Source organism: Scytonema sp. NUACC21 (genome assembly GCF_054684315.1).
On the sequence record NZ_BAAFZH010000094.1, the window covers coordinates 41,779 to 54,903 of the forward strand.

At 40.3% G+C, this 13,125-nt stretch carries 7 protein-coding genes; 3 read left to right on the plus strand and 4 right to left on the minus strand.

What is annotated here, in order from left to right; genetic code table 11:
- Positions 1 to 11: 11 nt before the first annotated feature.
- Positions 12 to 1,082 carry a 3-deoxy-7-phosphoheptulonate synthase gene (aroF, locus tag ACYRY3_RS26780; protein WP_460204782.1) on the minus strand — a complete coding sequence of 357 codons (1,071 nt, stop codon included), beginning with the start codon at positions 1,080 to 1,082 and terminating at the stop codon, positions 12 to 14.
- A gap of 898 nt (positions 1,083 to 1,980) precedes the next feature.
- A complete protein-coding gene (locus ACYRY3_RS26785) occupies positions 1,981 to 2,823 on the minus strand; it encodes a response regulator transcription factor (RefSeq protein WP_460204663.1) in 843 nt (280 codons plus the stop codon).
- Positions 2,824 to 3,393: 570 nt separating this feature from the next.
- Between ACYRY3_RS26785 and ACYRY3_RS26790 the strand changes: the two genes are divergently transcribed.
- Positions 3,394 to 3,582 carry a hypothetical protein gene (locus tag ACYRY3_RS26790; RefSeq protein ID WP_460204664.1) on the plus strand — a complete coding sequence of 63 codons (189 nt, stop codon included), beginning with the start codon at positions 3,394 to 3,396 and terminating at the stop codon, positions 3,580 to 3,582.
- 42 nt (positions 3,583 to 3,624) lie between these two features.
- Here ACYRY3_RS26790 and ACYRY3_RS26795 read toward each other — a convergent pair whose 3' ends face one another.
- The gene (locus ACYRY3_RS26795) at positions 3,625 to 3,876 is read right to left on the minus strand and encodes a hypothetical protein (RefSeq protein ID WP_460204665.1); all 252 of its coding nucleotides are present in this window, start codon (positions 3,874 to 3,876) and stop codon (positions 3,625 to 3,627) included.
- Between the two features lie 1,195 nt (positions 3,877 to 5,071).
- On the opposite strand from ACYRY3_RS26795, the gene ACYRY3_RS26800 reads away from it, so the two are divergent.
- On the plus strand, positions 5,072 to 5,686 hold the full coding sequence (locus tag ACYRY3_RS26800) for a hypothetical protein (protein WP_460204666.1): 615 nt from the start codon (positions 5,072 to 5,074) through the stop codon (positions 5,684 to 5,686).
- Positions 5,687 to 5,789: 103 nt separating this feature from the next.
- Here the strand turns inward: ACYRY3_RS26800 and ACYRY3_RS26805 are convergent, their stop codons facing one another.
- Positions 5,790 to 7,757, minus strand: a complete 1,968-nt coding sequence (locus ACYRY3_RS26805) for an ATP-binding response regulator (RefSeq protein WP_460204667.1) — start codon at positions 7,755 to 7,757, stop codon at positions 5,790 to 5,792.
- Between the two features lie 1,510 nt (positions 7,758 to 9,267).
- Here ACYRY3_RS26805 and ACYRY3_RS26810 point away from each other — a divergent pair.
- Positions 9,268 to 12,813, plus strand: a complete 3,546-nt coding sequence (locus ACYRY3_RS26810) for a caspase family protein (RefSeq protein WP_460204668.1) — start codon at positions 9,268 to 9,270, stop codon at positions 12,811 to 12,813.
- Positions 12,814 to 13,125: the final 312 nt, after the last annotated feature.

Sequence of the window (13,125 nt, forward strand, 5' to 3'; positions counted from 1 at the left end):
ATTAAGTGGATTTAGCTAACTACTGACAGATGTCTCCTGCGTTGAGGACAACGACCAAAAGTTTTGGCGATCGCGGGGAGATCTTGCATTAATTCCTCAAATCCTTCTCGTGTCAGGGATCGAAAACCATCTGCAAACGCTTTGATTGGGTTCGGGTTAACTTCAATCATTAGGGCATTTACACCAGCTGCGACAGCCGCCTTTGCCATTGTCGGCACAAACTCTGCTTTGCCAGTACCGTGGCTGGGGTCGATCGCGATTGGCAAGTGAGTTAGCGATCGCAACACTGGAATTGCAGATATATCAAGAATATTGCGCGTGTATTGGCTATCAAAAGTACGGATTCCGCGTTCGCACAAAATAACATTGGGGTTACCTGCAGCCAAAATATACTCGGCTGACATCAACCATTCTTCAATAGTGGCTGACAACCCACGCTTCAAGAGTATTGGCTTTCCTGTTGCACTCACCTTCTTGAGGAGAGAGAAATTCTGCATATTGCGTTCCCCGATTTGCAGCACATCCGCGACAAATGCAACCTTCTCCAGATCGGTTGTATCCATCACTTCTGTAATAATTCCCAGTCCAGTGGCTTCCCGTGCTTTATCCAATAATAATAAAGCGCTATCACTATCACCACCTTGGAAAGTACAGGGCGAAGTATGGGGTTTGTATGCCCCTCCACGGAGAAACTGGGCTCCAGCTGCTTTCACTCTCTGGGCTGTTTCTACAATCATCTCCTCGTTTTCTACAGAACAGAATCCTGCTACAACAACTAGAGGATGGTTTTGACCAAAGAAAACAAGCCCATTTGGTGTAGACACTACCACTTCCGTTGTTTGACTGGAGCGGAATTCTAAAGAAGCTCGTTTGAATGGCTTTTTAACCCGGACAACCTGTTCGATCCAGGGGCTTAAATTTTGAATTTGCCTCGGGTCGATTTCCGCTGTTTCACCTATCAACCCAATCACCACTTTGTGCTGACCTACAGATTTTACTGGCGTTATATTCCAACTTTGGATTTCTTGGATAATACGCTCAATTTCTTCTGATACGCTACCAGATTTCATGACAACAATCATAAATGAACCCTCCTCAATGAAAGTAATTGATTGCGTTAACGATGAAGTAGCTGCCAGTTCTTTTCTAGGCTCCTTCAACTGTTTCTCTTAAAGCTTACTGTAGTTAAAAAGGTATTGCCAACAAACTATCTTTTGAAAAGTAACAATTCTTTCGCTAGTGTTTAATTTGAAAAAGAACGATTTCAAATCATTCTTGATGTCGAGAAACTGCGTTAGCTGTAAAATTGTTCTTCGCTTCTTCCATGAAGAAGATTATATAAATGAGAACATCTGCAAGAGCAAGGGATGCCCTTGATTATATCTATTACAGTTTTCAAACTTAGCTGTTTGCTATTAGATTCCCGAAGGAAAGTCTATTCAATAAAAAATTAAATCGCTATTTTCTTTATTAAAAAATAATATTTAATAATCCGGAAAATTTTCAATTTTTTGTGTGAAAAATTTATTTTGATTTTCTGTTTACATTTACTCAGAAATATAAGTAGGGTGGGCAGTGCCCACCAAGTTGAACAACGTTGGGCAGTGCCTTAGGAATTTCCAAGAAATAGATGACCCACCGAATGTGGGACGGGCGTCCTATGAGGTAGCACTGCCCACCAATTGAACAGGTTGGGCAGTGCCTTAGAGCTTTTTCAAGCATGATTTAGGAGTGCTATATTTTTTGTTTTTTAATTTATGTTTTTGATTTTATGTTCGTTTCACCCCTCCCTCGCTCTCCCCTGATAAAGGGGAGAGAATTGGATTTCTTGTTTCCCCCCTTTATCAGGGGGGAATAAGGGGGGTAAATTCTACTTGTACTTAAGATATGTGTTTGTACCGCTCCTAAATGAAGATTGTAATTGTTCACAAGTTGATTTAAATAAAGAATGTAGTGGCAATTAACAATCTGTAGATAGAGCTAACCATTTTGCTGCTCTTGCTTGTATTGAGCTTTATGCTGAGCCAGCTGCGACCTTCTCCAGGCTTGAGGAGTTGTTCCATGATACTGACGAAACTGACGGAAGAAATGAACTGTGTGATAATACCCTACTTGGGCAGCAATATCCTCCACTCTTTCAGTAGTTTCTAAGAGTAAGGAACGTGCCGCTGCCATCCGGCGTTCTATAATCCAGCCTTGTACAGTTTGTCCAGTTTGGCGTCTCACTAAATTAGTGAGATAAGCCGGAGAATAACCAACTGCCTCAGCTACATCACTTAGAGTAATCTGTTGATTGTAGTTGGTTTCAATGAAGCGGAAAACCTCTCTCAATTCAGGGTCGGACGGCAGAATTGACTGAGGATTTTCCGATTTCACGATGGTAGGGTGGGCAGGTTCTGGAACTGAGTTGGGCGATACAGCATACAACTTTTGGAGAGTGGCTTGTCTCTGCAAGCGAGTCGCGATCGCCTTAAGTAATTCATCTACCGTACAAGGTTTCGTGATATAATCATCAGCTCCCAATTCCATACCTTTGCGAATATCACTTCGGCTGACTTTCATAGTGACAAAAATCAAAGGAATAGTAGCTGTAGCAGGGTTTTGGCGCAGCTTGGTAAGAACGCCGAAACCATCAAGTTTTGGCACCATAATTTCGCTGATGATTAAATCAGGTAGTTCTTGTTGTGCCCGCTGGACACCAATTGTGCCGTTTTCAGCACTCATAGCATGGAAACCTTCAGCTTTTAGGCATGAAAGAAAAAGTTTTCGGGTTTCTGCTTTATTTTCAATCACTAAAATTTTTTTCACCGTCTCCTTTGCCATCCAAATACGGGTTTATGGACAATTCACAGGTGTACAGTGACAAACCACTTGTTGATAGTGACAAGTTACTTTACTATGTAGAGCTTTCCCGATATGAACAATAAAGTCTAAAAGATGAAGGATAAAGGATAAAAAAGTACTCAATCCAGCACAAGCTCCCGAACTTATTCTGGCAGTATGCAGAACATAGAATCTACATTTTAAGCCAACGAAAGGTGTTACAACAGTGAAGTCTTGCCGAACTTCCTGTAAAGAAGCTAAACGCCAAGCACGCGCTAGGCATATGCCATGTTGGCATAATTTGGATCGAGGAAAACCTTCAATCCAATTTCTCCGTGCAACGTGCTGCCGCCTGAATTCGTTCGTAGAGTTTACTTTATACTTCATACCTCTGACTTATCTTTAAACTAACAAAAGTTATGGTCATTTCACAAGGTCGGGGAAACTTAAAAAGACCGCCAGAATTTCGGTTGTCATTTCACCCAAAATGTTTGTTCTGAAGAGATAAGGTCTTGCAGAACTTTTAAGGAAGAGGTAGACCACCTCACCCAGCATTTAAAGCATCTCCCTATGAACCTAGTTATTAGCCTCGTTGGGTGTTTGGATTCAGTACTGTTGCTAGATGCAGGCTTGTACAAACGCAGGGTGTTGCGTCTTGACTCGTGCTTGCTCAAGCTACCTGATTTTGGGGGCTCTGGGGCTAGTGAGCACCTGAAAGGTAAGCTTATTCACATTGTCTCCAAACATAGCCCTGAATAGCACTGAGACTGGTTCCGTTTCGTTAACCCGCAACAGTCAATGCTAGAAGGCATAAGGCTGGCAGCCTAACGAGCGAGTCCCTGACTGGTAGAACACTATCGGTACAGATTTCTCAAAGTTCAGGGCTTGGGTTTTGTATCTGTAGAGGAGGGACTTGGGCGTTACACCCATCAAACCAATCACTACTTCCCCTGGTTTAAATACTTCTGCTACGGTGCGATTTGCCACAGCAGATTTTTGATGGAGTTGCTTAATTCCCCTCGGAAGGATACCAGATTTTATGATGACACACAAGTGAGGTGCTCCAAGAGATAGTGCAGTTAGTAGTTTTGGATTTGAATTATACTCATGTCAGATCATACCACTGGTTACAGCGATAGAGGTAAGTTTACAGACAAAAGTCAGGGGTTTTGGACTTTCAGTGCCAAATATTTAACTAAATCACCTTGTTAGTTTTACACACAAAGCTATGTTTTTGTAAAAATTCTTAACGAATCGCTGAGATAAACAAGTCTTGCCAAGTAGCACTGCCCACCGCCCCATACCACTCGAATATGCAAGATATCAGCCGCCAACCAGGGTTCTGCTATACTTGGTATATTTATATACAATTTATGACGGTGTAATTTTAGGCAGGTAGAGCGAAGCCATTTCAGTACCACTGACCGAAGATTCGCTGCTATGTAATTGGTCGTTTGTCATCAGTCATTGGTAAGAGTTTTAGCAAGACATCAATGTAGAGATGAATATGTTTACTCCCTTCCCGCCAAAAGATTACCTAAACACATAGATGTAGATGTAGGGTGGGCTAAAGCCCACCACAACGCCAAGATGGTGGGCAGTGCCCACCCTACAAAAATCGGTAATTTTAGAGCAGAAAAGGAGTAGTCTCTACATGATTTATGGTGGTGTAGGTGACTCAAATGAGAACCGCTATATAACAAGAAAGCACATCACTCGTGAAATTTGAGAAACCCGGTAACCAAGTGGGCAATTTTCATAAATAGGATTGCTATATTTCACCAGTTTTATCTTTTTATAAAAAACAGTATCTTAAAGTACTTTTAACCAAATCTTGAAAATTTTTAAACACTTAATTTAAACTCAAGTAAAACAAAATTTCCTGTTATTTACAGATTGATTTTATAGATAAAGTTTAAAGAAAATAATCCGGTATTTTTATTTGACAAATGAATAGAATAACTAGAGTACCGATACAGCTTGATGTTTCATTAATGTAGAGATTAGTCAAGCTTAGTCTTTACGAAACAACTGGGTTTTTGAGATGACACTCTTCCCTCCAGAAGATTACCTAAAGACGCAGGTAGGGCTATGCCGCACGTTGGTTACTGGTGGGCAGTGTCCACCCTACAAAAATCGGTAATTATAGAGTGGAAAAGGAGTCATGTACCGATGCTCTAGAAATTATAAAGAGGCGCTTCCTTGCGATCGCAAGAAAGTTTCATTAGTTACTTAATAAGTAAAAAACATGAATATAATTATTCAATACTTTAGCGCATTCGCTATTCACGTGTTTGCGTTAACTGGTGTATCTTATGTTGCAATAGCACAAGAAAATACCACGATCCTGCAGCAGAAACTGTGCTCTTTTGATGCAGTAGAAAAATTATTACCTCCGATAGCAAGTCAACAAACTAGTTCACCACTTTCCTACCTGTCACAGGAAGGCTTTGTACAAGATTCAGATGGTTCTTGGGTTTGTTATATCAGCGATCCAAAAAAAGAATGGCGCTACTATACGCTGTTTAAAGTACAACAAACTGGCGGAAAACTCATAGCAAGTTCTTTTTTAGAAAACGGTAAACTGGTTGACGGTCAAGAAAACCGTAGTTTGGACTTGTTCATAATGCTTCTTGAGAAAAATGTCAGTAGTATAGGTCAGGAAAATCGTCAAAGCATACGCAGATATTTAGAAGCTTTTATTTCCCTAGTTAAACAAGGTAAGGTTCCGCCTTTACCCCGTGGGTATCTCTTCGATCAACCCCATCGCGGCTTTGTTTCATACCATCCCCTGACAGGTAGTAAATTCCAAGGTACCGCTATTACAATTAATATCAATATATCGAAAAATCCTACTAAGTAGGAGCGTTTTTTAGCTATGAGCTTGTTGTATAGCAGTCAAACAATATGACTGTAAACCTTCCCGTACAGTGGTTAGTAGGGTGGGCAATGCCCGCCCAAACTGTCTAGTTTGTATTGAGAACAAGCTGTAAATTTTTTAACAAGTCATCGAGAGAAAAAGGCTTTGGTAAAAAGGTTGCAACACTACCTCCCAAAAATTTCAGCATCTCATGATTTGAAACCAGCCCACTGAACCCAATAATCTTAATTTTAGGGTTAATTTTTCGCAAGATTCGGATAGTTGTTGGACCATCCATAGAAGGCATCATCATATCAATCAATGCAACATGGATTTCTTGGAGATGTTGTGTATATAAGGCTACTGCTTCCATTCCATCACGAGCAACTAAAACTCTGTAAGCATTTCTTTCCAACAAAGTTTTAGTCATCTCGCGAATCGAATCGTCATCATCAACAACAAGAACCAATTCTCCATGCCCTGGCAGTAAATCATTGTTTTCTGCTAATGTATTGTCTGCTTCTATTGCTTGCTTGACTGGTAAACATACCTGGAATGTTGTTCCTTTTCCTACCGTACTCTCCATGCTGACAAAACCACCGTGGCTTTTGACAATTCCCATGACAGTGGAAAGACCAAGCCCCGTGCCTTGACCTACTTTTTTTGTTGTGAAAAATGGGTCAAAAACTCTGGAAACAATTTCTTTGGGAATACCTATTCCTGTATCCGCTACAGCAATCGCAACATAGGGACCGACTTTAGCATCAATATACTTGCTTGCATAGTCGCTATCAATCCAGACATTTTTTGCAGAAATTTGTAAGTTACCACCTACAGGCATTGCGTCACGAGCATTGATACAAAGATTCATCAGCACTTGGTGCAGTTGGGTAGCGTCACCATAAATACTCCATAAGTTTGGTGTTGGAATATCTATGAGGATGTTGATAGCTTTGGGAAATGTCTGTTTGAGAATCTGCTCAACCTCCAAAATCAGATGCCTCACCTGTAAATTTATAAATTTGGCTTCACTACCTTGTGAGAAGCACAAGACCTGTTTGACTAAATCTGCTGCCCGTGTCACATTCTTTTCTAGTACAGAAATCCATTGCTGGCTTTGCTCATCGGCAAATTTTGTTTCTAACAGTTGAATTATCATCATCATTGGAGTAAGAGCATTATTGAGGTCATGAGCAATGCCACTTGCCAGAGTCCCAAGGCTTTCCATTCGCTGTGCTTGAAGAAACTGTGCTTCGAGTTGTTTCTTCTCTGTAATATTGGTGTTGACAGTAAGGATAGATTTGGCTTCCCCAAACAAATTATTTATTAATGTCCACCGGCTAGCAACAATAATTGAGTTGCCAGCTTTTGTGACTTGATGTAGTTCACCCTGCCAAGAGCTAACATGAGTCAAGGTGTTTTGGATACTCTCAAGTTGAGAAAGCATTTCTGGTTTGTATAAAAGTTCGTTAGCATTTTTGCCAATTGCTTCATCGGCAGTCCATCCATAAAGTTGTTCAGCCGCTTTATTCCAAAAACGAATTTTATTGTTTGAGTCTCGAACAAGAATTGCATCTGTCGTAATATCGAGCAAAGCTGCTTGTTCCTGGACTTTCTTCTCTGCTTGCTTGCGATCGCAAATTTCTGTCTCCAAACGTGCATTTTGTTCTGTGAGTTTTTTAGTCAGATTTCTCAAACTCAAATGGATGTTAACTCTTGCTAGGACTTCTTCATGTTCCAGTGGCTTAATGATGTAATCAACTGCCCCAATATTTAAACCTTTGACCTTGTCAGCTGTTTGTGAGAGGGCAGTGAGAAAAATGACAGGAATATTTTGAGTAGCTGGATGACTTTTCAAACGACGGCAGGTTTCAAAACCATCCATATTTGGCATTAAAACATCCAATAATATGAGATCTGGTTCATAAGATTCTGCTATTTTTATTGCAGTTTCTCCATCTTCAGTCATTAAAACTTTGAAGCCAGCATATGATAATAAATCGAATAATATCTTTAGATTTGTTGCATTGTCATCTACAATTAAGAGAGTATTTTCATTGTTATTAATCTTCATTGAAACCTCTGTACAATGTTTAAAAAAATTGATTAATTTGTTTTTCTTTATATTCTTTGAGAGTGACTCACAGGTAAAAAGCTTTGGACTGTACCAGTCAACCTAAGCACTTTACACTCAGCGCCGTAGGTAGAGGAACACCTATGCTTTTTTGTACATCGTCTATGAAAACCACCACTCCTGTTGAACTTGCTATTCAATTAATTTCGGTCAACCATGTCAGTTTTGTATTCACTATGTAATGGAAAGTTAAAATAGTTTACTAAAAATAAATTCAATTGAAGTAAACACTCAGATTTTGCAAACCTTTCTTTAAAAAAGACAATCGATAAATATTGAATAACATTTTTTAATGTATAATATATAACATTTAAACGTATTGAAAAAGTTTTTGTTATTCGAGAAATAGCCTGCAATTTCGTTCCTACAGTCACACCATACATAGGCAAATTACAGCTACTGTACTAATAATAGTATTTTTTTATACTTTTATCTGATTTATGGTAAAAATCAAAAAGGGTTTATCCCTCTCAGAGACCCTTAACTAAAATGTCTTGAGTTAAGTGCAAAGCGAGAGCAAAAAAACCAGTATTTTTACTAGAAAAAAATGAATAACTTAGTATATATTTTTATTTTTCTCTAAATTTGTGCCATAATGGCATTTATAATTAATAGTTAAAGTAGAGAATATACCAAAGTAGTAGGAGTGGATTCATCCGATCGAGTTGCTATATAAATTTAAAACACATTTGGGTCAGCCGCCCATACAGCGGTTGGTTCTAAAATTCTGATTTTATCGCTGTCTATGTACAAAAAGCTCAGAAGCAAAATCTGGAAAAATGCGGACAATGGTTGGTGATTCATATCTTTCATCAATCCTAAAATCCTAAAACAGTGTTTTTTACAATGCGTTAAAGATTGATACTAATTTTCTCATCTCTTAGGAATAAGATGATTTAGGGTTGCTATCGTATGAGGTAATAAAAGTGTATATTGTACCTTTCCTCATATCCTGCACCATCAACTTATTGCAAATAATTGCAAAAATCCAAGCCCAAAAAGCTGATGATATCGTAGTCTTTCTTGAGAAGGTGCAAGATATCAGTTGAGAAACGCTATTGAACATCTAAATTTTTTTTGAAGAATTTTTGGCTGATAAAAAGCAAGCCAAATCTAAATTTATATAAAAATTTGGGTCGCTCGAATGTTTTGTCGTTCTTCTTTAAAAAGAAGAGATCGTCTAACCTAAAGGCGAAAAGCCATAATATCTATCTAGATTATATGTATTTTTGCTAAGATTGCTATTGACAATGTATTTTTTATAACTACAATTTAGAATAGTTGTCATAAATACAACCAACAAGGGGATAATTTATCTGTTGTACAATAATGAATTCCTCTGACTCGAAATGAGTTACTCATCCTTTGAGGAATTGTTAGAGATTTATTATTAACAAACACAGCATTTAGCAAGCTTTTACAATAAAAAACTTTACTGGGGTGGATAAATATGGCTCAAAGCATTTATGCACTGCTCGTTGGTATCGATCGCTACGATCCCACATCAAATCCCCAAATAGCTACATTACAAGGTTGCGTTAACGATATTAAGGCAGCACAAGCATATCTTGAAGAGCGAACCAAAGATGGCGAATGGGAACTGATAAAACCAGCTGACCAATCGTGGATTCTGACGAATGAACAAGCAACTCGTGAAGCAATTATCAAAGGCTTTAAGGAGCATTTGTGTAAAGCTGAAAGTAATGATGTTGTCCTCTTCTACTATGCCGGTCATGGGGGTCAAGAGAAAGCGCCCGAGGAATTTTGGGACTTGGAGCCAGACCGACTTAATGAAAGTTTGATTTGCTACGATAGCCGCTCGGCAAATGGAAAAGACCTTGCAGATAAGGAGTTATCATATCTTATCTCTCTAGTAGCAAAGCAAGACCCTCATGTCTTGATTGTACTTGACTGCTGTCACTCCGGTTCGGGAACGAGAGATTTATCTCCAGACATTAGGGTGCGTCGCGCCCCAGTAGACTCTCGGGAACGGGATTTAAATAGCTATCTGTTTGCTGAAGACCAAGGAGTATTGGATGAATTGTTAACTTCTTCTCGTAGCTCGGGTAAGAAGACAACTGGTGTTGTTTTACCTCCTAAAGGTAAGCATATCATGTTTTCTGCCTGTAGAGACTATGAGTTGGCAAAGGAATACAAAGGAGATGACGGCGAACCTAGAGGGGCTTTCTCCTACTTCTTTTTACAAACGCTCCAGCGAACCAATGGTAAAATTAGTTACAGGGACTTAGCAAGAAATATCAATGCGATCGTCACCGGTAAAGTGAAGGAACAATCGCCGCAAGTTGATGCAACCGATCCCAAGGAATTAAATCGAGCTTTCTTAGGTGGTGCTATTGGCGATCGCGATGTATTCTTTAGTTTGACTCATAGCAAAAATGAAAATAGTTGGGTCATTGATGGTGGTGCTCTACACGGTCTTAAATCTTCTAACCAGGGAGACACGGTACTGGCGGTCTTTCCCTTGGTAACTACAACAGAAGAGTTACGCAACCTAGATGCTGCTCTAGCTGAGGTGAAAGTGAGCAAAGTGCTTCCCCAACGGAGCAAAGTGCAAATCATCCGTGGCCAAGAAAGCTTGGATATCAACCAAAGCTATAAAGCCGTAGCAATTAGCTTACCATTACCACCTTTGAAAGTTTACTTAAAGACTGATGAGAGTGATGCTGCGGGCATAGAGTTGGCGCTCTCAGCATTACAAACATCTGGAGCGGGTAAAAAACCTTCATTGTACGTGCGTCAAGTAGACCAAGCCACAGATGCTGATTACTATATAGTAGCTGATAAAAATCAATATTGGATTCTACAACCTGAAGACCTAAGCCCTGCTATCGCCCCAATCCCAGAAAACCCCAATCAGGAAGGTTACACATCTCAAATTGCCTTCGATCTCGCAGTCCGTTTAGAACATATTGCCCGTTGGAAGAATATTTTAGAACTTTCCACTCCGGCTACGAGTCGCATCAAACAGGAAGATGTAGACATAGAGATTCTCATTGTCTCCGGTCAGCAAGAATCCACATCAAGCTCTGAGTTCCGTTTAGAGTATACCTATGAAAATGATGAGTGGCAAGGACCAGTGATTCAAGTGAGAATCACAAATCGCAGTCGTAGAACTCTCTACGCCAATGTCGTACTCCTTTCTGAAGACTACGCTGTGAATGCCGACTTGTTTGAGTTCAATAGTAGCATCCGGTTGTCACCCGGTGACAGTGGAGGAGTCACGACTGTCGAAAGTGAGGAACTGGCTTTCTACATACCAGAAGCATTTTTGGCACAGGGGATAACAGAGTACAAAGACATCTTTAAGTTAATTGCGAGCACGACAGAATTTAATGCAAGTTTACTCCAGCAAGATGGATTGAACCCTCCTCCACCATCGCGTTCCACAGAAGAATACCCAGGAAGCTTAGATCGTTTGCTTGATGGCGTTACCAGTCGCAATCTTGTAAGAGCGCAAGGCACTTATGATGATTGGATGACAAAAGAAGTGACGGTGACTATCATCCGACCCCAAGATGCCAGAACAATTAAGTCTAACACCAGCACCTTATTACAAGATGGTTTAATTGAGGTACAACCCCATCCCAGTTTGCGTGCTAAGGTGAATTTGACCACAGTACCGCAAGCAAGCCGGGATTTAGGCAACCTAATTTTGCCTGCTATCCTGCGTCAACAACCTCGGATTACCGAATCTTTTGAGTTTACAAGCAGCCGGGGGAGCGATCCGGGATTGAGTGCTTTAGAGTTGAGTGACATAGAAGACTATACTGCTGTCAGCAGAGAAGTTCCTTTGAAGTTAGTGGTTGACAAAGAATTAGGAGAGAATGAATACCTCTTACCATTTGCTTATGACGGTGAGGATAAATTTTTCTTACCCTTAGGAAGAGGAATAAGGACAGACAACGGCAAAACTGAGATTGTTTTGGAACGATTACCCGAACCATCTTCCAGCAGTCGCAGTTTGCAAGGTTCGGTCAAAATTTTCTTTGAAAAAGTTGTCTATCAAAAGCTGGGAAGAGAATACCATTACCCGCTGTTGCGTGCGGTTACAGACTTTGATGTTCAAGATAAGGTGACTTACGAAGCTAACAAAGAGAATATTAAAGCGCTAGTTGCCAAAGCCCAGAACATTATTCTTTTCATTCATGGTATTATTGGGGATACGGAAAGTATTGCTCCTTGTATCAACAAAGCCAAAGTCAAGGTAGATGGTCAAGAGTCAACTTTGAGAGAACACTATGACTTAGCTTTGACTTTTGATTACGAAAATATCCAAACGACTATAGAGGAGAATGCACGGCTTTTAGGACAAAGGCTGCAAGAAGTTGGTTTGGGTCCGAATCATGGCAAAGAGTTGCACATTGTGGCTCATTCTATGGGCGGTTTGGTTTCTCGGTGGTTTATTGAGCGTGAAGGCGGAAATCAAGTCGTACAACACTTAGTGATGTTAGGCACACCAAACGCAGGTTCCCCTTGGCCCGCTGTCCAAGATTGGGTATTTGCAGCTCTTGGTATAGGATTGAATCAACTCTCAGCAATTGTTTGGCCCACAAAAGTTGTTGCTCTGTTACTCAAGCTTCTGGAAAGTAACGATTTCTCTTTGGAGCAAATGCAGCCAGATTCGCCATTTCTCAAAGCCATCGCCACTAATCCAGATCCTCAAGTCCCGTACACAATTGTTGTAGGAAACAGATCGCTCATGTCGGCGATTTCAGACGACACATCCAATCCAATATCTCGATTGATGCAAAAGCTGTTTGGCAAAGCGGTAGATACTGTTGTCGATTTAGCTTTCTTCAAACAACCTAATGATATTGCCGTCACTCTTACTAGTATCACAAGTGTCAGTAGTGACAGAAAACCCCAACCAAAAATCTTGCAACCATATATTGCCTGCGATCACCTTACCTACTTTACTCATCCTGCTGGGTTAGCGGCGCTGTCTGAAGCGCTTGTCTCAAGTAGCAATTCTTAATGGTACTGGAGGAATGCTTTTGGAGGGCGAACAACCGTTCTCTACAAGGGCGAACAACCGTTCGCCCCTACAGCATGGCTATGTTTTTATCAGTAAAATTACCAATTTTTGTAGGGTGGGCACTGCCAGCCCTTTCAACGCGTTCATATGTACTAAGATTTTGACCCAAAATCAATACTCAATTAACCCTTGTGCAATCAGATTACAACGCTGGCAAGAGCCAATTTATACCTATTGAGAACTCGTTTCCTGTACCTAATCCTCTAGCCGTTATGCAGCCTAGAGCATCGGTACAGTAATCTCACACAACAC